General features: G+C 74.2%; 22 protein-coding genes and 1 pseudogene. 16 read left to right on the top strand and 7 right to left on the bottom strand.

The window, feature by feature from the left end; all coding sequences use genetic code 11:
• From IE316_RS13850 to IE316_RS13835, 4 genes are all read left to right on the top strand, one after another.
• Positions 1-999 carry an ABC transporter permease gene (locus IE316_RS13850; RefSeq protein ID WP_190204571.1) on the top strand — a complete coding sequence of 333 codons (999 nt, stop codon included), beginning with the start codon at positions 1-3 and terminating at the stop codon, positions 997-999.
• Positions 996-2,003: an ABC transporter permease gene (locus tag IE316_RS13845; RefSeq protein ID WP_190204570.1), complete on the top strand. Its 1,008-nt coding sequence runs from the start codon at positions 996-998 to the stop codon at positions 2,001-2,003. Before IE316_RS13850 ends, IE316_RS13845 begins: the two co-directional genes overlap by 4 nt.
• A complete protein-coding gene (locus IE316_RS13840; RefSeq protein WP_190204569.1) occupies positions 2,000-3,598 on the top strand; it encodes a dipeptide ABC transporter ATP-binding protein in 1,599 nt (532 codons plus the stop codon). Before IE316_RS13845 ends, IE316_RS13840 begins: the two co-directional genes overlap by 4 nt.
• A gap of 95 nt (positions 3,599-3,693) precedes the next feature.
• Positions 3,694-4,473, top strand: a complete 780-nt coding sequence (locus tag IE316_RS13835; protein WP_190204568.1) for a hypothetical protein — start codon at positions 3,694-3,696, stop codon at positions 4,471-4,473.
• A 4-nt stretch (positions 4,474-4,477) separates the two neighbouring features.
• Here IE316_RS13835 and IE316_RS13830 read toward each other — a convergent pair whose 3' ends face one another.
• A complete protein-coding gene (locus IE316_RS13830; protein ID WP_229910383.1) occupies positions 4,478-4,852 on the bottom strand; it encodes a hypothetical protein in 375 nt (124 codons plus the stop codon).
• 245 nt (positions 4,853-5,097) lie between these two features.
• On the opposite strand from IE316_RS13830, the gene argG reads away from it, so the two are divergent.
• Positions 5,098-6,543 carry an argininosuccinate synthase gene (gene argG, locus IE316_RS13825; RefSeq protein ID WP_190204567.1) on the top strand — a complete coding sequence of 482 codons (1,446 nt, stop codon included), beginning with the start codon at positions 5,098-5,100 and terminating at the stop codon, positions 6,541-6,543.
• A 90-nt stretch (positions 6,544-6,633) separates the two neighbouring features.
• On the opposite strand, the pseudogene IE316_RS13820 reads toward argG, so the two are convergent.
• A pseudogene (locus IE316_RS13820) lies at positions 6,634-7,927 on the bottom strand (MFS transporter).
• Between IE316_RS13820 and IE316_RS35520 the strand changes: the two are divergent.
• Both IE316_RS35520 and IE316_RS13815 read left to right on the top strand, forming a co-directional pair.
• A complete protein-coding gene (locus tag IE316_RS35520) occupies positions 7,857-8,258 on the top strand; it encodes a hypothetical protein (RefSeq protein WP_229910391.1) in 402 nt (133 codons plus the stop codon). The pseudogene IE316_RS13820 and the gene IE316_RS35520 overlap by 71 nt on opposite strands.
• Positions 8,259-8,300: 42 nt before the next feature.
• Complete coding sequence (locus IE316_RS13815) at positions 8,301-9,200, top strand: helix-turn-helix domain-containing protein (protein WP_190204566.1); 900 nt, start codon at positions 8,301-8,303, stop codon at positions 9,198-9,200.
• A gap of 122 nt (positions 9,201-9,322) precedes the next feature.
• On the opposite strand, the gene IE316_RS13810 is transcribed toward IE316_RS13815, so the two are convergent.
• Entirely contained in the window at positions 9,323-9,826 is a 504-nt protein-coding gene (locus IE316_RS13810; protein ID WP_190204565.1) for a hypothetical protein, read from the bottom strand.
• A 193-nt stretch (positions 9,827-10,019) separates the two neighbouring features.
• On the opposite strand from IE316_RS13810, the gene IE316_RS35940 reads away from it, so the two are divergent.
• Positions 10,020-10,154: a hypothetical protein gene (locus IE316_RS35940; RefSeq protein WP_268257640.1), complete on the top strand. Its 135-nt coding sequence runs from the start codon at positions 10,020-10,022 to the stop codon at positions 10,152-10,154.
• Here the strand turns inward: IE316_RS35940 and IE316_RS13805 are convergent.
• Together IE316_RS13805 and IE316_RS13800 are read right to left on the bottom strand one after the other, a co-directional pair.
• Positions 10,133-10,783 carry a VOC family protein gene (locus tag IE316_RS13805; RefSeq protein ID WP_190204564.1) on the bottom strand — a complete coding sequence of 217 codons (651 nt, stop codon included), beginning with the start codon at positions 10,781-10,783 and terminating at the stop codon, positions 10,133-10,135. The genes IE316_RS35940 and IE316_RS13805 overlap by 22 nt on opposite strands.
• A gap of 57 nt (positions 10,784-10,840) precedes the next feature.
• On the bottom strand, positions 10,841-11,785 hold the full coding sequence (locus tag IE316_RS13800; RefSeq protein ID WP_190204563.1) for an aldo/keto reductase: 945 nt from the start codon (positions 11,783-11,785) through the stop codon (positions 10,841-10,843).
• Between the two features lie 668 nt (positions 11,786-12,453).
• On the opposite strand from IE316_RS13800, the gene IE316_RS13795 reads away from it, so the two are divergent.
• The 8 genes from IE316_RS13795 (at position 12,454) to IE316_RS13765 (ending at position 19,201) form a co-directional block, all read left to right on the top strand.
• Positions 12,454-13,326 carry an SGNH/GDSL hydrolase family protein gene (locus tag IE316_RS13795; protein WP_190204562.1) on the top strand — a complete coding sequence of 291 codons (873 nt, stop codon included), beginning with the start codon at positions 12,454-12,456 and terminating at the stop codon, positions 13,324-13,326.
• A gap of 187 nt (positions 13,327-13,513) precedes the next feature.
• Complete coding sequence (locus IE316_RS13790) at positions 13,514-14,755, top strand: PP2C family protein-serine/threonine phosphatase (protein ID WP_373311176.1); 1,242 nt, start codon at positions 13,514-13,516, stop codon at positions 14,753-14,755.
• 43 nt (positions 14,756-14,798) lie between these two features.
• Positions 14,799-15,455 carry a maleylpyruvate isomerase N-terminal domain-containing protein gene (locus IE316_RS13785; RefSeq protein WP_190204560.1) on the top strand — a complete coding sequence of 219 codons (657 nt, stop codon included), beginning with the start codon at positions 14,799-14,801 and terminating at the stop codon, positions 15,453-15,455.
• Positions 15,456-15,513: 58 nt separating this feature from the next.
• A complete protein-coding gene (locus IE316_RS13780) occupies positions 15,514-15,972 on the top strand; it encodes an RrF2 family transcriptional regulator (RefSeq protein WP_190204559.1) in 459 nt (152 codons plus the stop codon).
• Between the two features lie 135 nt (positions 15,973-16,107).
• Positions 16,108-16,221: a putative leader peptide gene (locus IE316_RS36225; protein ID WP_351057104.1), complete on the top strand. Its 114-nt coding sequence runs from the start codon at positions 16,108-16,110 to the stop codon at positions 16,219-16,221.
• A gap of 148 nt (positions 16,222-16,369) precedes the next feature.
• Complete coding sequence (locus IE316_RS13775) at positions 16,370-17,473, top strand: aliphatic sulfonate ABC transporter substrate-binding protein (RefSeq protein ID WP_190204558.1); 1,104 nt, start codon at positions 16,370-16,372, stop codon at positions 17,471-17,473.
• Positions 17,474-17,514: 41 nt separating this feature from the next.
• Positions 17,515-18,312 carry an ABC transporter ATP-binding protein gene (locus IE316_RS13770; RefSeq protein WP_190204557.1) on the top strand — a complete coding sequence of 266 codons (798 nt, stop codon included), beginning with the start codon at positions 17,515-17,517 and terminating at the stop codon, positions 18,310-18,312.
• Positions 18,299-19,201: an ABC transporter permease gene (locus IE316_RS13765; protein ID WP_190204556.1), complete on the top strand. Its 903-nt coding sequence runs from the start codon at positions 18,299-18,301 to the stop codon at positions 19,199-19,201. Before IE316_RS13770 ends, IE316_RS13765 begins: the two co-directional genes overlap by 14 nt.
• 68 nt (positions 19,202-19,269) lie before the next feature.
• On the opposite strand, the gene IE316_RS13760 is transcribed toward IE316_RS13765, so the two are convergent.
• Both IE316_RS13760 and IE316_RS13755 read right to left on the bottom strand, forming a co-directional pair.
• Positions 19,270-20,139 carry a glutathione S-transferase C-terminal domain-containing protein gene (locus IE316_RS13760; RefSeq protein WP_190204555.1) on the bottom strand — a complete coding sequence of 290 codons (870 nt, stop codon included), beginning with the start codon at positions 20,137-20,139 and terminating at the stop codon, positions 19,270-19,272.
• Positions 20,140-20,320: 181 nt separating this feature from the next.
• A complete protein-coding gene (locus tag IE316_RS13755) occupies positions 20,321-21,559 on the bottom strand; it encodes an acyl-CoA dehydrogenase family protein (RefSeq protein ID WP_229910388.1) in 1,239 nt (412 codons plus the stop codon).
• Positions 21,560-21,597: the final 38 nt, after the last annotated feature.

The raw sequence follows: 21,597 nt of genomic DNA, 5'->3' as shown, positions 1-21,597 counted from the left end.
ATGAGTGAGGCCCAAGTGGTCTCCGAGGTCGCGGAGGCGGGCACCGGCCTGGTGCTCGCCCCCGCCTCGGGGGCCCGTCAGTTCTGGCGGCGGCTGCGCGCGCAGCGGGCCGCTCTCGTCGCGGCCGGTGCCGTCGCGCTGCTCGTCCTGGTCGCGCTCGCCGCTCCGCTGCTCACCGCGCTGGAGGGGCAGAGCCCGACCACGTACCACCCCGGCCTGGTCGACTCGGCGCGCGGCGGGGTCCCCGTCGGCGCGCTCGGCGGCATCGGCGCCGACCACTGGCTCGGCGTCGAACCGCAGACCGGCCGCGACCTGTTCGCGCGGCTGGTGTACGGCGCCCGGGTCTCCCTCGGCGTGGCGCTCGCCGCGACCCTGGTCCAGGTCGGCCTCGGGGTCCTGATCGGCATCGCCGCCGGGCTCGGCAACCGGTGGGTCGACCAGGCCCTGAGCCGGTTCACGGACGTGGTGGTGGCGCTGCCGCTGATGGTGATGTCGCTGGCGCTGCTGGCCGTGGTGCCGGCCGGGTTCCCGCGTCCGGTGCTGGTCGCGAGCGTGATCGGGCTGATCGGCTGGGGCTCCATCGCCAGGATCGTCCGCGCGTCGACGCTGGCCCTCAAGCAGCTCGACCATGTGGCCGCCGCCCGGCTCAGCGGCTGGGGCTCCTGGCGGATCGCCCGCCGTGAGCTGCTGCCCGCGCTGGGCGCGCCGGTCATCACCTACGCCGCGCTGCTGGTCCCGGTGAACATCTCCGCCGAGGCCGCGCTGAGCTTCCTCGGCGCCGGGGTGAAGCCGCCGACCCCGTCCTGGGGGCAGATGCTGACCTCGGCCAACGTCTGGTACCAGGCGGCGCCGCAGTATCTGCTGCTGCCCGCCGGGCTGCTGTTCGTCACCGTGCTGGCGCTCACCGTCCTCGGCGACGGGGTGCGCCGCGCCCTCGACCCGCGCGCCGCCTCCCGGCTGGGTGTCGGCACCGGCCGCCGCAAGGAGGCACGCGCGTGAGCGTCCCGCACGGCTTCCTCGGCTTCGCCCTGCGCCGCGCCCTCGGCGCGCTGGTCACCCTGCTGGCCATCTCGGTCCTGGTGTACCTGGTCTTCTACGCCGCTCCCGGCGACGTCGCCCAGATCACCTGCGGCCCGCGCTGCTCCCCCGCCCAGGTCCAGCAGGTCGCGCAGCAACTGCGGCTCGACGACCCGCTGTACGTGCGGTACCTGCACTTCCTGCAGGGCCTGTTCGCCGGCCACGACTACTCCACCGGCACCTCGGCCGAGCACTGCCCGGCACCGTGCCTGGGCCTGTCGTACCAGAGCGACCAGCAGGTCACCCGGCTCATCCTGGCCAAGCTGCCGGTCACCGCGTCGCTGGCGCTCGGCGCGATGGCGCTGTGGCTGCTGCTCGGGGTGAGCGCCGGTGTCCTCGCGGTGTGGCGGCGCGGGCGCCTGGAGGAGCGGGTGCTCACCGGGATCACCCTGGCCGGCTGGGCCACGCCGGTGTTCGTCATCGGGCTGCTGCTGATGGTCCTGGTCTGCGGCCAGTTGCGGTGGCTGCCCTTCCCGCAGTACGTGCCGTTCACCGACGATCCGGAGCAGTGGGCGTGGAACCTGCTGCTGCCGTGGCTGTCGCTGGCCCTGATCGAGGCCGCCAAGTACGCGCGGCTGACCCGGGCGGCGATGCTGGAGACCCTCGCCGAGGACCATGTGCGCACCTTCCGCGCCTACGGCGTCGGGGAGCGGGCCATCGTCCGGCGGCACGCGCTGCGGGGTGCGGTGGGTCCGCTGATCGCGCTGAACGCCAACGACCTGGGGTCGCTGTTCGGCGGGGCGGTGCTCACCGAGTCGCTGTTCGGACTGCCCGGGATCGGGCGGGAACTCGTGCACGCCGTGAACGTCGTCGACCTGCCGGTCGTCGTCGGCATGGTCCTGCTGACCGGGTTCTTCGTGGTGCTCGCCAGTGCCGTCGCGGACGTGCTGTACGCGGTGGCCGACCGGAGGACGGTGCTGTCATGAGTCTGGTCGAGGTCGACGGGCTGTCGGTCTCCTTCGGTGCCGTGCGCGCGGTGGAGGACCTCTCCCTGCGGCTGGCCAAGGGGGCCGCGCTCGGCCTGGTCGGCGAGTCCGGTTCGGGCAAGTCCACGGTGGCGGCGGCGCTGCTCGGGCTGCACCGGGGCACCGGCGCCGAGGTGACCGGCACGGTCCGGGTCGCCGGGACCGACGTCGGCACCGCCTCCGAGGCGGAACTGCGGGCGCTGCGCGGCGGGACGGCGGCGATGGTCTTCCAGGACCCGCTGTCCTCGCTCGACCCGTACTACGCGGTCGGCGACCAGATCGCCGAGGTGTACCGGGCGCACCGCCGGGTGTCCCGGCGGGCGGCACGCGCGCGTGCCGTGCGGGTGCTGGACCGGGTGGGCATCCCGGACGCCGCCCGGCGGGCGCGGTCCCGGCCGCACGAGTTCAGCGGCGGGATGCGGCAGCGGGCGCTGATCGCGATGGCGCTGGCCTGTGAGCCCGAGCTGCTCGTGGCGGACGAGCCGACCACCGCCCTGGACGTGACCGTGCAGGCCCAGATCCTCGACCTGCTGCACACGCTGCGCGAGGAGACGGGCATGGGGCTGCTGCTGGTCACCCATGACGTGGGGGTGGCCGCGGAGAGCGTGGACGAGGTCCTCGTCATGCGGCACGGACGCGCCGTCGAGCACGGCCCGGTCGCCTCCGTGCTGGGGTCGCCGGCCCGGACGTACACCCGGCGACTGCTGAAGTCGGTGCCCCGGGTGGACGTGCCCCGCCCGCGTCCCCCGGCCGGCGCGGCACCGGGCGAGGTGGTGCTGGAGGCCGTCGGGCTGCGCCGGGTCTTCGGGCGCGGGGCGAAGGCGTTCACGGCGGTCGACGACGTGTCGGTCGAGGTGCGGCGCGGCGAGACGCTGGGCGTGGTGGGCGAGAGCGGCAGCGGCAAGACCACACTGGGCCGGATGCTGGTGGGGCTGCTGGAGCCGACGGCCGGGCAGGTCCGCCGCGACGGCGTGGCCGTCACGGGCGTCCGCCGGGACGTGCAGATGGTGTTCCAGGACCCGGTCTCCTCGCTCAACCCCCGGCGCAGCGTGGGCGAGTCGGTCGCCGACCCGCTGCGCGCCCGGGGCGAGCGGGACCCGGCGGTCCGGGCCCGGGTGACGGAACTGCTGGAGCGGGTCGGTCTGGACGCCGCGCACTACGACCGCTACCCGCACGAGTTCAGCGGGGGCCAGCGGCAGCGCGTCGGCATCGCCCGCGCGCTGGCCGCCGACCCGCGCGTGCTGGTCTGCGACGAGCCGGTCTCGGCGCTGGACGTGACCACGCAGGCCCAGGTCGTGGCGCTCCTGGACGAGCTGCGGCGCGAGCTGGGCCTGGCACTGGTGTTCATCGCCCATGACCTGGCCGTGGTCCGGCAGGTCAGCGACCGGCTGGCGGTGATGCGCGCGGGGCGCGTGGTCGAGTACGGCCCGGCCGACGGGATCTACCGCTCCCCCCGGGACCCGTACACCCGGCAGCTCCTGGCCGCCGTGCCCGCCCTCGACCCGTCCCTGGCGGCGCTGCGGCGGGCGGAGCGCCGGGAGGCGGCGGCACGCTGAGGCACGGACGGCGCGGCCCCGGCCGCCCGTGCCCCCTGCCGTGATCGGCCCGGTCCCGGTATGACTGGGTCATCGCGGCGGAGGGGACGGGTGTGATGCTGATCGGGATCGGCTTGCTCGTGGTGCTGGGCGCGCTCGCTTGGGCGGCCCGGCACCGGACCAGGTATCCGGGTGCCTGGGGCCACGCGTTCGGCCGGCGGCACCGGGACCGCAGGCGGGCCCTGGCGGCGGCGCGCGAGGGGGTCCGCGCCTGGGCGCGCAGGGTGGAGCAGGACGAGTCCTGGGCGCAGCGGGAACTGGCCGGGGCCGAGGCCGGGCGGAAGGAGCGGCTGGCCGGCGCCGAACGGCACCTCGCCGCGCTGCGCGCCCCCGGCCGCGGCGAGCGACTGGACGCGCTCGGGGAGCTCACCCTGTTCCGGCACCGGCTCGTGATCAGAACGTCCACCGGCACCCGGACGATCGGGCTGGCCGACCTGGAGGTCCGCTTCGAACCGGGGCGGCTGAACCACTCCGTGTACTGCACCGACGCCACCGGACGCGTGCACCGGGCGAAGTACCCGCACTCCCCGCCCGCCACCGACCCCAGCGAGCCCCGCTACGACGAGGACCGGGTGCGCGACTTCGCCGTGACCGTCCAGAACGCGATCGCCGAGGAGAGGTTGTTCCGCGACCGCCTCCCGGAGGAACTGGAGAGGGCCGAGGCGGAGCTGGCGAAGCTGCGGGCGGACACCGGCGCCGTCGACACGGCACGCGAACGGCTGACCCGGCTGCGCGAGCTGAACCGCCAGGACCCCCGGCGCGCGGCCGCGCGGGCCGCGCTGGAGGAGGCCCGCGAGGACTGGCGGAAGCTGACCGGGCGGCTCCCGCCGGAGTGACCGGTCAGGCGGCGAGCCGCTGCGCCGACGCCCGCACCGGGGCCTCGGGGATGCGCACCGGCGCCACCTGGGCCCGGGCCGGCGGGGCCGGGGTGCGGGCCGGGCGGACCCGGTACGTCGTCTTGGTGGGGTCCACCAGGGGCTCGCCGAGCGTGATCCGTCCCGTGTCGTACAGCCGGTCGCAGACCGCCGTCGGCAGCGCCACGTAGCACCCGCCCCGGCCGGTCCGGGCGTCGTACGGCTGCCAGTAGCCGTAGCGGCGGCGGCCACCGGCGTACACGGTGACGAAGACCGGGGTGCGCGGGTCGGCCATCAGCCGGAGCAGGCCGGTGCCTCTGGCGTCGGGCGCCGCGTCGGACGGGTACTGGGACATCGACATGATCAACCCCCCGCGACCGTGACCGTGGGCCTGCGGAACACCGGGGCGGCCGGCCGGACGGCGGCGGGCCGTCGTCGCACCGGGGTCGAGGACGGAAGTCATCAGCGGTCGCCTTTCAAGGACGGTAACTCAAGATCATCTACCCAATCCAACCAGATGTTGATCTGCTTTGCTCAACTTTCTTTGCCCCGCGTGTTGTTGAGTATGGCTTTGCATGACCATGCGAGTTGATGCATACTCTTGCTATGTCCAAGGTCCTCACCTCCCTTCCCGCCGGCGAGCGCGTCGGCATCGCCTTCTCCGGCGGCCTCGACACCTCGGTCGCGGTCGCGTGGATGCGCGACAAGGGCGCCGTCCCGTGCACCTACACCGCCGACATCGGCCAGTACGACGAACCCGACATCGCCTCGGTGCCCGGCCGCGCGAAGACTTACGGTGCCGAGGTCGCCCGCCTGGTCGACTGCCGGGCGGCGCTGGTCGAGGAGGGCCTGGCCGCGCTGGCCTGCGGCGCGTTCCACATCCGCTCGGGCGGGCGGGCCTACTTCAACACCACGCCCCTCGGCCGCGCCGTCACCGGCACCCTGCTGGTCCGGGCGATGCTCGAGGACGACGTGCAGATCTGGGGCGACGGCTCGACCTTCAAGGGCAACGACATCGAGCGGTTCTACCGCTACGGGCTGCTGGCCAACCCGCACCTGCGGATCTACAAGCCCTGGCTGGACGCGGACTTCGTGACCGAGCTGGGCGGCCGCAAGGAGATGTCGGAGTGGCTGCTCGCCCACGACCTGCCCTACCGGGACAGCGCGGAGAAGGCGTACTCCACCGACGCCAACATCTGGGGCGCCACCCACGAGGCGAAGACCCTGGAGCACCTCGACACCAGCGTGGAGACCGTCGAGCCGATCATGGGCGTGCGGTTCTGGGACCCGGAGGTGGAGATCCCCACCGAGGACGTGACCATCGGCTTCGACCAGGGCCGCCCGGTGACGATCAACGGCAAGGAGTTCGCCTCCGCCGTCGACCTGGTGATGGAGGCCAACGCCATCGGCGGCCGGCACGGCCTGGGCATGTCCGACCAGATCGAGAACCGGATCATCGAGGCCAAGAGCCGGGGCATCTACGAGGCCCCCGGCATGGCCCTGCTGCACGCCGCGTACGAGCGGCTGGTCAACGCCATCCACAACGAGGACACCCTCGCCCAGTACCACACCGAGGGCCGCCGCCTGGGCCGCCTCATGTACGAGGGCCGCTGGCTGGACCCGCAGGCGCTGATGGTGCGCGAGTCGCTCCAGCGCTGGGTCGGCGCGGCCGTCACCGGTGAGGTGACGCTGCGGCTGCGGCGCGGCGAGGACTACTCGATCCTGGACACCAGCGGCCCCGCGTTCAGCTACCACCCGGACAAGCTGTCCATGGAGCGCACCGAGGACTCGGCGTTCGGCCCGGTGGACCGGATCGGCCAGCTCACCATGCGCAACCTGGACATCGCCGACTCCCGCGCCAAGCTGGAGCAGTACGCGGGTCTCGGGCTGATCGGCACCGCGAGCCCCGCCATCGGCGCCGCCCAGGCCGCCGCGACCGGGCTGATCGGCAGCATGCCGGAGGGCGGCGCGGAGGCCATCGCCTCGCGCGGCGAGGTCTCCGGCGACGACGAGCTGCTCGACCGCGCCGCGATGGAGTCCGGCACCGACTGATCCGCCGCGCCCGTCGCCCGTACGCGTGAGCCCCGCACCGGCCCCGGTGCGGGGCTCACGCGCGTCACGGCCGGGCCCCGGCCGGTGCGCTCACCCCCGGGGCAGCACCAGTTGCGCGAGCCCGGCCGTGCCGAGCTGCAGGGCGGCGACGGCCACCAGCCCGACGCGCAGGCCCGGCAGCGAGAACCCGTCGCCGCCGCCCGCGAGCAGACCGCCGAAGAGGGCGACGGAGAGCGCGCCGCCGGTCTGCCGCAGGGCGTTGAGCAGCCCGGACGCGGTCCCCGCCCGCTCGCTGGGCACGGCGTCCATCAGCAGCGCGGTCACCGCGGGCACGGCGAGCGCCCCGCCGACGCTCAGCGGCAGCAGCAGGACCAGCACCAGCCACACCGGGGTGTGCGCGGCCAGCGGCAGCAGGGCCAGCATCGCCACGGTGAAGACCACCTGCCCGGCGACGATCACCGGCCGCCGCCCGATCCGCTCCGCGAGCCGGGGCGAGACCAGGTTGGTCACCGTCACCACCGCCGACATCGGCACGAACATCAGCCCGGCCTCGATCGCCGACATGCCGCGCACCTGCTGGCAGTACAGCCCCAGCACGAAGATCCCGCCGTAGAAGGCGGCGTTGAGGGCGAAGCCGACCGCGAGCGGCACGGCCACCCCGCGGTTGCGCAGCATGCCCAGCGGCACCATCGGCCGCGGGTGCCGGGCCTCGACCGCCCGGAAGGCGCACCCGGAGACGGCGGCGAGCGCGGCGGCGGTCAGCACCGGCCCGCTGGTCCAGCCCAGATGGCCGCCCTCGATCACCGCGAACGCCAGCCCGGCCAGGGCCAGTACGGCGGTGAGCTGGCCGCCGGGGTCCAGCGCGGCGGGCCGGCGCGGCGAGCGCTCCACCCGGACCAGCAGGAGCAGGATCGCGGCGCCCACCGGCAGGTTGAGCAGGAACACCGCCCGCCAGCCCGCCGAGTCGGTGAGCAGCCCGCCCAGCACCGGCCCGGCGGCCATCGCCACCGAGCCGCCCACCGTCCACAGCGCGATCGCGCGGGCCCGCGCCCGGGCGTCGTCGTAGGAGTGCCGGATCAGCGCCAGCGAGGCCGGCAGCACGACCGCGGCGGCGGCGCCCTGCGCGACCCGCGCGCCGACCAGCACCCCGATCCCCGGGGCGAGCGCGACAGCCGAGGGAGGCGAGGGTGAACAGGGCGACGCCCCAGCCGTAGGCGCGGCGCGCGCCGACCCGGTCGGCGAGGGCACCGGCGGAGAGCATCAGGGCCGCGAACATCAGCGTGTAGGCGTCCACCACCCACTGCAGGCCGGTCATGCCGCCGCTGAGGGAGTCCCGGATCGCGGGCAGCGCGATGTTCACCGCCGAGACGTCGATGGTGATCACCGTGAAGCCGAGCAGCGAGGCGACCAGCGCGGTGCCGCCGCGCCGCGGCACCGCCGGCCGGGCCCGCGCCGACGGCCGTCCGGGCGCGGCGGCCGGGGCCGGGGACGGGGACGAAGGGCGGTACGGCGTGCTCGGCATGGTGAACGACTCCTGTACGAGCGGTCCGGACGGGGCGCGGCGGGCGGCCCCGGCCGGTGTCCGGGCCGCGGTCCGGTGTCACGCACCCCCTGGGTCCCGGCCGGCCGGGCCGCCCGCTCCCGGCCGACTCTCCGCCTTCCGGCGGCCGGGCGGCAGACCGCGGCGTACCCGGGTGCGGTGTTCCAGGCCCTGACACGGCCCCTCACGCGCCTCCCGGGGCTGCGACAATGACGGGATGGCAGCAGCGGACGCGCGAGGCACGGAACTCGGCCGGTATCTCAAGGCCCGCAGGGCGCAGGTGCGTCCGCAGGACGTCGGTCTGCCGGCCGGCGCGGGCCTGCGCCGCACCCCCGGGCTGCGCCGCGAGGAGCTGGCCGCCCTCGCCGGGGTGAGCGTCGACTACTACATCCGGCTGGAGCGCGGCCGGGAGACCAACCCCTCCCCCGCCGTCGTGGACGCCCTCGGCCGCGCCCTGAGGCTGCGCGGCGACGCCTACGAGCGGCTGCACGAACTGGCCGAACTGGCCTCCGGGCGGCCCTCGGAGCTGCCGGCCACCCCCGACGACACCGTCCGCGACTCGGTCCTGCGGATGCTGGAGTCGGTCCGTCCGCTGCCCGCCTACGTGGTGACCCGCTACAACCGCGTCCTGGCCGCCAACCCGCCCGCCCGGCGGTTGCTGACCGGCCTGTGGGACTGGCCGGAGGAGCGGCGCAACCTCACCCGCTACCTCTTCCTGCACCCGGTCGGCCGGACGCTGTACGAGCCGTGGGAGGAGACGGTGGCCCGCTCGGTGGCCCATCTGCGCGCGGTCGCCGGCGCCGACCCGGACGACCCGGAGCTGACCGCGCTCGTCGGCGAACTGGTCCTGAAGTCACCGGAGTTCGCCACCCTCTGGGAGCGGTACGACGTCTGCGAGCGCGGCGGCGGCCAGAAGACCTTCCGGCATCCCGAGGCCGGCCTGATGACCCTGACCTACGAGGTGATGCGGCTGGCCCGGTCGGGCGGCCAGCGCATGGTCGTCTACCAGGCCGTCCCCGGCACCGCGGACGAGGAGGCCATGCTCCGCCTGGAGTCCGCCGACCCCGCGCGCCGGCAGCCGGAAGCGGCCGGCCGTCCTCGGCTCCAGGCGCTGTAGGACCACGAGGCCGTACGGTCCCGTGCGGGCGGTCGGCGCTACCCACCGCCGACCGGACCAAACGCGCCGCCCGTTCGACGCGCGCCCGGTCGGCCCTCGGTGGACAGTGGGCACATGAACCGTCATCGACGCCCGCCCCGGCGTGCCCCCTGGATCGCGGGCGGCACCGCCGCGCTGATCCTCGGCGGGGTCGGTGTGTGGGCGTTGGTGAACCAGGACGACGGCACGCCCGAACCCTCGCCGTCGTCCTCCGCCGACCTGTCCCTGCCGACCCTGGCACCGCTGCCGTCCGCGACGTCGAGCACAGCACGGCCGACACCGACCCGCACCCCGGGCACCGCGTCGCCGGGGCCCCGGACACGGACTCCCCGGCCCACGGCGACGTCCGGCACCGGCCGACCGCCCGCCCCGCCGAGCACCCGCCCGACCCGCCCCGGCACCCCGGCCACGCCGACGCCCCGTACGCCCCGTACGCCCCGGAGCACGCCGGGCACGCACACGACGGCACCGGCACGCACACCGACCGCGCGGCCGTCGACGCCGGTACGGAGCCCGAGCGCCCGCTCCTCGCCACCCGTACGGAGTCCCAGTACCCGCCCGTCGCCACCCGTACGGAGTCCGAGCACACCACCGTCGCCACCCGTACGGAGTCCGAGCACCCGCCCGTCGGCCCCCACACGCACACCGACACGCACACCGACACGCGCTGCGACACCCACAAGGACGAACCCGGTCACCCCGCCCCCGACTCTCACCCTCACCCCGCCCCCCGGCACGACGTGGTACACGTCCCCCGTCGCCGAGGCCGCCGCGCGGCGGATGGCCGCCGCCGGGGTGGTGGGCGACCCGGCGTGCGCGGTGGCCGCGTACGGGCGGCCGGACCCCGCACTGGTGCCGCCGGTGGACCGGATCGGCACCGGCGAGCAGGGCGGCTACCTCTGCCTGGTCTTCTGAGGCCCGCCCACTCCGGCCGGCGACACGGCCTCCCAGACGAAGCCGTCCGGGTCGGTGAACGGCCCGGCGGCGGAGCCGATCGCGATCCGGTGGGAGCCGGTGCCCTCGGCGGCGACACCGGCGAGCTTGGCCAGGCCGCGGCGCTTGTAGAGGGCCAGTTTGACGGTGTCCGGCCCGGAGGCGAACTCGGCGTACTTGCCGCCGAAGCTCTTGGCCACGGTGAGGCCCTGGCCGACGTAGAAGCGTTTGCTCGCGGCCACGTCCGCCACGCCGAGCAGCAGCACGATCTCGTCGACGCGCCCGGTCGCCGGGCCGGTGTCCTTCTTCGCGGACGACACGAGCTGCCAGATCGTCCCGTCGGGGTCCCGCACGACACCGCCGTAGCCCCAGAGGGACTTGGCGGCGGGCTTGAGCACCTCGGCACCGGCGGCCACGGCGGCGTCGGACAGGGCGCGCACGTCGGCCGGCTGGGAGGTGACGAGGGAGAGGGTGAACCCGCGGAAGCCGGTCGCCGGTGCCTCGGCGGTACTCAGCCCGATCCGCGGGTCCGGCCCGAAGGCGGTGGTGAGGAAGCGCCGGGCGGCCGTGGGGTCGGCCACCTCCAGGGTGACGGAGTCGATGGATGCCATGTCCGTCACGCTAGGCCGGTGCGGTGGCCGGCGCTTCTCGATTCCTGACCGGTGCGGCTAGGCGGACGCCTCGGTCAGCTTGGCCACGTCCTCGTCGGTGAGCCGCAGCTCGGCCACGCCCAGCAGGGCGGGGAGCTGCTCGACCGTGCGGGCCGAGGCGATCGGCGCGAGCACGGTGGGCTGCGCGGAGAGCCAGGCCAGGGCGACGGTGGCGAGCGGGACGGCGTGGGCGCGGGCCACCTCGTCCAGCGCGGTGAGGACCTTCTGCCCGCGGTCGGTCGCCAGGTGCCGGGCGGCGCCCTCGGAGCGGGCGCTCTCCACGGTGGCGCCGGGGCGGTACTTGCCGGTCAGGAAGCCGGAGGCCAGCGAGTAGTACGGCAGCGCGGCCAGTCCGGCCGCCCGGGCGACGTCCTGGAGCGGGCCCTCGTAGGTGTCGCGGGAGACGAGGTTGTAGTGCGGCTGGAGCGCGACGTACCGGGCGAGGCCCTCGCGTTCGGAGAACTCCAGGGACGCCCGCAGCCGCTCGGCGGAGATGTTGGAGGCGGCGATGTAGCGCACCTTGCCGGCCCGTACGAGTTCGTCGAGGGCGCCGATGATCTCCTCGACCGGCACCTCGGGCTTGTCGTAGTGGGTGTAGTACAGGTCGATGTGGTCGGTGCCGAGCCGCCGCAGCGAGGCGTCGGCCGCCGCCTTGATGGTGTCGGCGCGCAGGCCCTGGTACTCGGGGTGCTGGCTCACCTTGGTGGCGATGACGACATCGGCCCGCTTGCCCCGCTGCTTCAGCCACTTGCCGATGATCGTCTCGGACTCGCCGCCGCGGTTGCCCTCGGCCCAGGCCGAGTAGGCGTCCGCGGTGTCGATGAAGTTGCCCCCGGCCGCCGTGTAGGCGTCGAGGACCGCGAAGGACTGTGCCTCACCGGCGGTCCAGCCGAAGACGTTGCCGCCGAGCGCGAGCGGGAAGACCTCGAGATCGGAGGTGCCGAGCTTGTGCAGTGAAGTCATGCCTCCATACAACACCAGCGGCGGAAAGGTTCGTTCCCCCGGCGTGCATTTCGTCCGGAACGCGGCACGTCCCCGGCCCCTCCCCGCCGGGCGCCTCAGCCGGTGGCGCAGCGGCGCGCGAAGTCCAGCGTGCGGGCGCGGCAGGCCCCGGTGACCGGCCGTGGGTGCGGCCCGGCCAGGTGCTCCGGTTCCCCGCCGGGCAGACGGGCGGCGACGGCACCGTGCTTGCCGCGGCGAACGCGTCGGCTTCGGCTACGCCACCGTCTTACGCGCCTTCTTCCGCCACCGCACCGGCGTGACCCCCACCGGGTTCCGGTCCCTGACCAAGCCCTGACCGCACCCGGCGCCGCGTGCGCCGGGGCGGCCGGGCGGCCGACGCGGGTACGGAGTCGCCGGCGGGCCCGGGCGGGACGACGCGCGGTACGTCCGTCGCGTCAGCGCGGCGCCGTGCATCGGACGGGCGGCAAGAAGTCCCGTCGCCCGTGTTGACTCCGTGTCTTACGGGACGCACATTACTAGTCGGTGTTACCTCGCGGTAACGCCGTCGGCTGCTCCGTCCGAGCCGCCCGCGTCTCGTGACGCCCTCCCGTACCACCGCACGCCCCGGCGGGCCGTCTCCCCCTGCCCGCACGCCCGTGTCCCGCCCGACCACCGAGAAGAGGCAGCACATGCGGAAGCACACCGCCCTGCGTGTCATGACCGCGACAGCAGCGACGGCGGGGGCCCTGTCCCTCGGCCTCGCCGGCCCCGCCGCCCACGCGAGCACACCGCTCGACTACGTCGCCCTCGGCGACAGCTACAGCGCCGGTTCCGGGGTGCTGCCCGTGGACCTGTCCAACCTGCTGTGTCTGCGTTCCACCGCCAACTACCCGCACGTCATAGCCGCCAGAACCGGCGCCCGCCTGAACGACGTCACCTGCGGCGCCGCCCAGACCAAGGACTTCACCGAGGCCCAGTACCCGGGCGTCCCCCCGCAGATCAACGCGCTGAAGGCGGACACCGACCTGGTGACACTGACCATCGGTGGCAACGACAACAACACCTTCATCAACGCCGTGACGGCCTGCGGCAGCGCGGGCCTGCTCACCGGCGGCAAGGGCAGCCCCTGCAAGGACAAGCACGGCAGCACCTTCACCGACCAGATCGACACCAACACCTACCCCGCGCTCAAGGCCGCCCTGCGCGAGGTCCGCGCCAAGGCGCCCGGCGCCCGGGTGGCCGCCCTGGGCTACCCCTGGATCACGCCCGCCGCCGCCGACCCGTCCTGCTTCGTCAAACTGCCCCTCGCCGCCGGGGACATCCCCTATCTGCGCGACATCCAGGCCCACCTCAACGCCGCCGTGCAGCGCGCCGCCGAGGAGACCGGCGCCGTCTACGTGGACCTCTCCGCGGTGTCCGAGGGACACGACGCCTGCGCGGACCGGGGCACCCGGTGGATCGAGCCGCTCCTGTTCTCCGACAGCCTCGTCCCGGTCCACCCCAACGCCCTCGGCGAGCGGCGCATGGCGGAGCACACCATGGCCGTCCTCGGACTCGACTGACCCGGTTCGGCGCCATTTCGGCCGGCACCGGAACCGAGGCCGCACCGGAACGATCCGGAACCGCGCAAGCGCCTTGCCCACGCGGTTCCGACCGGTCATCGCCGTTCAGCCGTGATCCCTCGACGCTCTGCCAGGTGAGATCCGGGCGGTCGGGGGGAAGAAGATGCGGCAGCGGAGGGAGGCGGCGTTGAACGGTGACGAGTTCGGTCTGGGAGACGTCCTGGTGGAGGCCGGGTCGGCGTCGCCCGTGGAGTCGGTCGATGTCGTGGCACGCCATCTGCAGAAGCGCTTCGGCGCGATGTGCGTGTCCTTCCTCTTCGTCGACCTCATCGGGGAGGAACTGGTCCGGATCACCACGGCCGACGGCCCGCAGCGGGACCATCCGGAACGGATCGAACTGCGCGGCAGTGTCTACGAGAAGGTGCTCAGATCCCAGCGGCTGCGGGTGGAACCGGACGCCGAGGGCGGCTTCCTCGCCATCGCGCCGGTCACCAACCGCGGCGACTGCGTCGGTGTGCTGGAGATGACCCTCCCGCACACCGGCCGGAGCGTGCTGCGGGAGGTGAACCGGGCGGCTCTGGCCCTGGCGTACATCATCGTGACCGACCGGCGCTTCACCGACCTGTACCACTGGGGCCGGCGGACCACGCCGACCAGCCTCGCCGCCGAGATACAGCACCACCTGCTGCCCTCCGCGTCGTGCTGCGAGGCACCGCAGTTCTCCCTCGCGGGCGGCCTGGTGCCGGCCGACGACATCGGCGGCGACACCTACGACTACGCCCTGGACCGGGACACCCTGCACCTGTCCATCACGGACGCCATGGGCCACGACACCGACTCCGCGCTGCTGGCCACCCTGCTGCTCGGCGCCCTGCGGGGGGCACGCCGCGCCGGGTGCGACATCGCGGAACAGGCCCGCCGGGCGCACCAGGCGCTCATCGAACACCACCGGGGCTTCGCCACCGGCCAGTTGCTCCGCGTCCACCTCGACACCGGTGTCGTCCAGCTCGTCAACGCCGGTCATCCGCGGCCCCTGCTGATGCGCGACGGCACGGTCGAAGAAGTGAGACTGCGCGCCAACCTGCCCTTCGGTGTGCCGGTCCCGCCCGCCTTGTCATACACCGTCCAGACCCTGCGGCTGCGGCCGGGCGACCGGCTGCTGCTGCTCACCGACGGGATGCAGGACCGGGCCGCCGCCAAGGTCGACCTGGCCGCGCTGACCCGCGACTCCCGCTCGCTGCACCCCCGGGAGACCGTACGGACGCTGGTGAGCGCGGTGCACGAGGCGTGCCGGGGACGGCTCAGGGACGACGCCACCGTGCTCTGCCTGGACTGGCGCGGCACCCGGCCGGGCGGCCCGGCGCGCCCGCTGGACCGCGACGACGATGATCCCTGGCCGGTTCCGGGCCCGCGGGGCGGGACCAGGTGACCGGCCGTTGTCCGGTCCCGGTGCGCGCACTACCGTGCCGGGGATGGATCTCTTCTCGCATTCCTGGTCGGCGCTGCGCGCGGCGGTGGCCGGCCTCCCGGACGAGGACTTCGCCAAGCCGTCCGGCTGCACCGGGTGGCTGGTGCGGGACCTGGTGTGCCACCTCGTCGTCGACGCCCAGGACGTACTGATCACGCTGGTCACCCCGGCCACGGCGGAACCCACCCGGGACGCGGTGACCTACTGGGAGGTCGGCACCACCCCGCCCACCGGCGACGACCCGCTCGACGCGCTGACCGTCCGGCTGGCCGCCGCGTACCAGGAGCCGTGGCTGCTGAGGTTCCACCTGGACGACGTGGGGTCCGCCGCCGGCCGGGCCGCCGAGCTCGCCGACCCGCACCTGCGGGTGAGCACCCGCGACCAGGTCCTCACCGCGGGCGACTACCTCTCGGCGTACGTCCTGGAGTGGACCCTGCACCACCTGGACCTGGTCGCCCACCTGCCGGACCGGGCGGGACCGCCCGCGGCGGGGCTGGCCCGGTCCCGGGAGATGCTGGAGCGGCGCACCGGTACGGTGTTCCCCGCGTCGTTCACCGACCGCGACGCGCTGCTCGTCGGCACCGGCCGGCGCGCCCCGACCGGTGCGGAACGGGCCGCGCTGGGCGGGATCGCGGGGAGGCTGCCGTTCGTGATCGGGTGAGCGGCCGCGGAGGCGAGGGCCGGGCGCCCCGGCCGTGACCGTACGGGATAATGCCCGTATGCGGATCTCAGCCAGGGCGGACTACGCGGTACGTGCCGCGCTGCAACTCGCCGCGTCAGGACACGACGGACCGGTGAAGGCCGAGGCGATCGCCGAAGCCCAGGACATTCCGCACAAGTTCCTCGAAGGCATCCTGAACGACATGCGGCGCGGCGGCCTGGTCGTCAGCCAGCGCGGCGGCAACGGCGGCTACCGGCTGGCCCGGCCCGCCGAGTCCGTGAGCATCGCCGATGTCATCCGCGTGGTGGACGGCCCGCTGGTGTCGGTGCGCGGGGTGCGCCCGCCGGAACTGTCCTACGCGGGCCCCGCCGAATCGTTGCTGCCGCTGTGGATCGCGCTGCGGTCCAATGTGCGGGAAATCCTCGAAGGCGTGTCGCTCGCCGACGTGGCCGCCGCCCGGCTGCCCGCCGGAGTCATGGCGCTGACGGACGTCCCGGGGGCCTGGACCAACCCCTGATCTCACTCCCTGAGACACAGGTGCCCACTATGCGGAACACCCCTTGGGGATGCCGTCGCCTTCTGCCACGATCCCTATCAACCCGGTGGGGAAACTAGGGATCACCGGCCGTTTTTCGTCGAGCAGGGGGGGATCATGGTGCCGTTCGGCCGTGCCGGCAGACCGCTGCCGATGCTCACCTCCCGCCGGCACATCGATCTGCTGCGCACGTCCAGCTCCTGCTGTCGCCCCGTCCGCCCGCGCGTCTGAGACCCGCGGCACCGGCGGGGCCCCCGCGCCCCGGTCCGTCCCCGGCGGCCCGTCACCGTGCCCGCCGCCACCGGCCTCCCGGCGCCCGCACGCACCCCCCACGCACCGAGAAGCACTCCGCAGCCCTTCCGTCGAAAGGACACCTGTCGTGTCTGCCGCCAGACCGCTCACCCTGCGCACCCTCGCCGCCATAGCGGCGCTTCCCCTTCTGCTGACGGCCTGCGGCTACGGCTCCGAGTCCGACGACGACGACCAGCAGAGCAAGGTCGCCGCCGGTGCCGAGAAGCTCTCCGCCGATGAGGTGCGCATCGGCTATTTCCCGAACCTCACCCACGCCACCGCGCTGGTCGGCGTCCAGGAGGGCCTGTTCCAGAAGGAACTCGGCGGGACCACGATCAAGCCGTCGACCTTCAACGCCGGCCCGTCCGAGATCGAGGCGCTCAACTCCGGCTCCATCGACATCGGCTGGATCGGCCCGTCCCCGGCGATCAACGGCTACACCAAGTCCGAGGGCAAGAACCTGCGGATCATCGGCGGTTCGGCCTCCGGCGGCGTGAAGCTGGTGGTGAACCCGGAGAAGATCAAGTCCCTGAAGGACGTCAAGGGCAAGAAGATCGCCACCCCGCAGCTCGGCAACACCCAGGACGTGGCGTTCCTCAACTGGATCGCCGAGCAGGGCTGGAAGGTCGACGCGGAGAGCGGCAAGGGCGACGTCTCCGTGGTGCGCAGCGACAACAAGGTCACCCCGGACGCCTACAAGTCGGGCTCCGTCGACGGCGCCTGGGTGCCGGAGCCGACCGCGTCCAAGCTGGTCGCCGACGGCGCGAAGGTGCTGCTCGACGAGGCCGACCTGTGGCCGGACAAGAAGTTCGTGATCACCAACATCATCGTGTCGCAGAAGTTCCTCAAAGAGCACCCCGACGTCGTCGAGGCGGTGCTGCGCGGCTCGGTGAAGACCAACAAGTGGATCAACGCCGACCCGGACCGGGCCAAGGCGTCCGCCAACAAGGCGCTGGAGAAGCTCTCCGGCAAGGCGCTGCCCGCCGAGGTCCTGGACCCGGCCTGGAAGTCCGTCCAGTTCCTGGACGACCCGCTGGCCTCCACCCTCGACACCGAGGCCGAGCACGCGGTGCAGGCCGGTCTGCTGGAGAAGCCGAACCTGAAGGGCATCTACGACCTCGCCCCGCTCAACAAGGTCCTCAAGGCCGAGGGCGAGCCCGCGGTCGACGACGCCGGCCTCGGCGTCCGGTGACGGCGGACCGGAACGAGTGAGGCACCCAGGAGGTGACGACCATGACCACCACGACCGCCGAGTCCGCGGGGGACACCACGGCCGTGACGCACGCCGCCCGAGTGGCGCACGTGTCGAAGTCCTTCCCCGTCCCGGGGGCGCCGGGCGGACAGCAGCTCGTGCTGGACGACATCACCCTCGATGTGGCACCGGGTGAGTTCGTCACCCTCCTGGGGGCGTCCGGGTGCGGCAAGTCCACGCTGCTCAACCTGGTGGCGGGGCTGGACGCCCCGTCCGCCGGCACCATCGGCACCGCCGGCCGGCCCGCGCTGATGTTCCAGGAACACGCCCTGTTCCCCTGGCTGACGGCCGGCCGGAACATCGAACTCGCCCTGAGGCTGCGCGGGGTGCCCAAGGCCGAGCGCCGGGGCGAGGCCGAGCGGCTGCTGGAACTGGTCCGGCTGAAGGACGCGCACGGCAAGCGGGTGCACGAACTCTCCGGCGGTATGCGCCAGCGCGTGGCGCTCGCCCGGGCGCTGGCCCAGGACAGCAGGCTGCTGCTGATGGACGAGCCGTTCGCCGCGCTCGACGCCATCACCCGGGACGTGCTGCACGACGAACTGACCCGGATCTGGCAGGAGACCGGAGTGTCGGTGCTGTTCGTCACGCACAACGTGCGCGAGGCGGTGAAGCTGGCCCAGCGGGTGGTGCTGCTGTCCTCCCGGCCCGGCCGGATCGCCCGCACCTGGACGGTCGGCATCCCGCAGCCCCGCCGGATCGAGGACTCCGCGGTCGCCGAACTGTCCGCCGAGATCACCGAGGAACTACGGGGGGAGATCCGCCGCCATGGCCGGGACTGAGAGCACCACCACGCCGCCCAAGGCGGACGTACCGGACCTCGCGGGCCTTGAGGCCGGGCTCGACGCGCTGGACACCGTACCCGCCGGCCGGCGCACGCCGCTGCGCGAGACGCTGGCCCGCAAGGTGCTGCCGCCGGTCAGCGCGGTCGCGCTGGTCCTGGTGGTCTGGCAGGTGCTGGTGTGGGCCCGGGTCGCGCCGGAGTACAAGCTGCCCTCGCCGTCCGCGGTGTGGGACGAGCTGTCCACGGCGTGGCTGGAGGGCACCCTGCTCGACTATGTGTGGACCTCCGTCTCGCGGGGTCTGCTGGGCTTCCTGCTGGCCCTGGTCATCGGCACGCCGCTCGGTCTGCTGGTCGCCCGGGTGCGGTTCGTGCGGGCGGCCATCGGACCGATCCTGTCCGGGCTCCAGTCGCTGCCGTCGGTGGCCTGGGTGCCGCCCGCGGTGATCTGGCTGGGCCTGAACGACCGGATGATGTACGCGGTGATCCTGCTCGGGGCGGTGCCGTCGATCGCCAACGGCCTGGTGTCCGGCATCGACCAGATCCCGCCGCTGTTCCTGCGCGCGGGACGGACCCTGGGGGCGACCGGGCTGCGCGAGTCCTGGCACATCGTGCTGCCGGGCGCGCTGCCCGGGTACCTCGCGGGGCTCAAGCAGGGCTGGGCGTTCTCCTGGCGGTCGCTGATGGCCGCCGAGATCATCGCCTCCTCGCCCGATCTGGGCGTCGGCCTGGGGCAGTTGCTGGAGAACGGGCGCAACAACTCCAGCATGGCGCAGGTGTTCTTGGCGATCCTGCTGATCCTGATCGTGGGCATCGCCATCGACCTGCTGATCTTCAGCCCGCTGGAGCGGCGGGTGCTGCGCGGCCGGGGACTGCTGGTCAGCCGCTGACCGCACCCGCGTCCCGTTCCCGGGGAAGGCACCGGCCGCGCGGCCGGTGCCTTCCCCGTACGTGTGTGTCATACGGCGTCGGCCGGCACCCCGTCGGGTGCGCGCACGCCCCAGTCCAGGATGCGGACCGCCGCTCCGGCCGCCTCCAGGCCCCGGCACTGGGCGTGGTGGCGGCGGGCGATGGCGTCCGTGTCGAGGTGGGCGGCGAAGGCGGGGTGCGCGGCCAGGCGGCGCGCGTAGGCCCACAGGCGCGGGTGGTCGGCGATCCGGTGGACGGCGGCGGCGTCCAGGTGCCAGCGGTGCACGGTGTCCAGTTGCACCAGCGTCACCCACAGCTCCACGTCGGCGGCGGTGATCGAGTCGCCCAGCAGGAAGTCCCGGGCGGCGAGCCGCCACTCCAGGGAGCCGAGGACGCGCAGCAGGCCGGCCAGGGCGCGGGCGCGCTCCTCGGGGTCGGTGTCGGCCGCTCCGGCGGTCTGCGCGGCGGCGGTGACGCCCTGCGCGCACAGGTGCCGTACGGCGTCGATCTCGGCCTCGGTGCCGCGCGGGTACAGCGCGGGTCCGCCGGTGCCGAAGTGCTCCGCCAGGTCGCGTGCGATGTCCGGGGCGTGGGTGCTGACGATCCGTCCGGTCCAGTCGTCGCTCAGCACGGGGGCGGCGGCCGGTCCGGGGTAGCGGTGGGAGCTGGCCTCGTACAGGGGGCGCAGGACGGAGTGGCCGCCGTCCGGCTCGTCGGGCACGTCGGGCAGGAGGGTCAGCGGCAGGGCGTCGTCGAGGCCGAGCAGGCGGTGGGTGATGGCGATGCCCAGACAGTGCGGGCAGGACAGGGACAGGTGGAGGCGGTAGCGGTGCGGCACGGCGTAGTGGCCGCTGCGGGCGTCGCGGCCGATCCGGCCCCGGAACGGCGGCAGGGCGTCTGACGGGGGCGTGGCTGGCATGTCTCTCCCTGAAGGACGGTCGGGTGGGTGGCGGGCGCGCGGCGGCGTCGGCGCGGCCCCGGGGGCGGCGAGGAGGCGGCGCCGGTCTCCCGGCACCCCGCGTTTTCCTACCGGTTCACTAGGGATACTGACCGAGTGTCGATCAGCCGTCCCGGACCGTCAAGGGTGCGGCCGGATGCCGTCAGGCGGGGAGCGCGAAGGGCGGGTGGGCGCCGCTGAGGAAGTAGTCGCCGACCTCGCGCAGGCCGTGGGCGACGGGGTGGGAGAGGGTGTGGGTCCGGGCGTTGCGCCAGAAGCGGTCGAAGCCGTGGCGGGAGGAGGCGGCGCCGGGGCCGATGACGTCCAGGGTGCGGGTGGTGACGTCGTGGACGGCGCGGGCGGCGGCGGCCTCGGCCGCGGCGGCGAGCACGGAGATCTCGGCGCACTCGTCATCGGTGAGGTCCTCGCCCCGGGCGAGGCCGTCGTCGAGGGCGGCGGCGGCCTGGTCGGCGAGGGCGGAGGCGGCGCGGGCGTCGACGGTGAGTTCGCCGTAGGTGACGAGCACATGGGGGTCCTGGGCCAGGCCGCCCTGCCAGACGGGGACGCCGACCCGGCCGAGGTACGTGCCGTACTCGCCGGCCAGGGTGTGCTCCCGGGCCCGGGTGTACTCGCGGGCCTCGGCGAGGACGCCCTCGGCGATGCCGAGGCAGAGCTGGGCGGAGACCAGGCGTCCGGTGGCGGCGGCCAGCCCGGCGAACGGCGGCTGGGCGCCCTCGTCGGCGGAGAGCGAGCCGAGCACGGCGTCCTCGGCGACCGGTACGGCGTCGAAGTCGACGCTGCAGTTGCCGGACAGGCGCTGCCCGAAGGCGTCCCCGTCGTCGCCGCCGACCACGCCCGGGTGGGCGGGGTCGACGAGGACGGCCAGGGGTTCGCCGGTGTCGGAGCGGGCGGCGCGGACCGCGAGCCGGTCGGCGACCCGGGCGCCGCCGACGCCGCCCTGACGGCCGTTCAGCAGGAAGCCGCCCCCGGCGGCCGGGGTCAGGCGCAGCGGCGGTTCGTGGGCGGCGAAGCCCCCGCCCCAGCACCACTGGCCGGCCGCGGACTCCCGGGCCACCCGGTCGGCGAGGTCGGGGCCGGCGAAGAAGCGGGCCGTCCAGGACAGGACGTAGTGACCGCCGAGGAGTTGGCCGATCGCGCCGTCGGCGGCGGCGATCTCGCGGACGACGGCGTGCGCCGTGCTCCAGTCGGCCCCTCCCCCGCCGTGCTCGGCGGGGATCAGCAGGGTCAGCAGTCCGGCCTCGCGCAATTGGGCGACCTCGTCGAACGGGAGCTTGCCGGCCTGGTCGCGGGCGACGGCGTCGGCGGCGAGGTCGTCGGCCACCTCGCGGGCGATGTGCAGCCAGCGGGCGCGGCCCTGCCGCTCGTCCGAGACCGGGTCCATCGGCGTCACGTCCCTTCCCCTCGCATCAGGCGGTACCG

It is taken from the genome of Streptomyces fumanus (assembly GCF_014655295.1).
GTDB lineage: Bacteria > Actinomycetota > Actinomycetes > Streptomycetales > Streptomycetaceae > Streptomyces > Streptomyces fumanus.
Note: the sequence above shows the minus strand (reverse complement) of the source record. Positions and strands in the feature narration are given on the sequence as shown.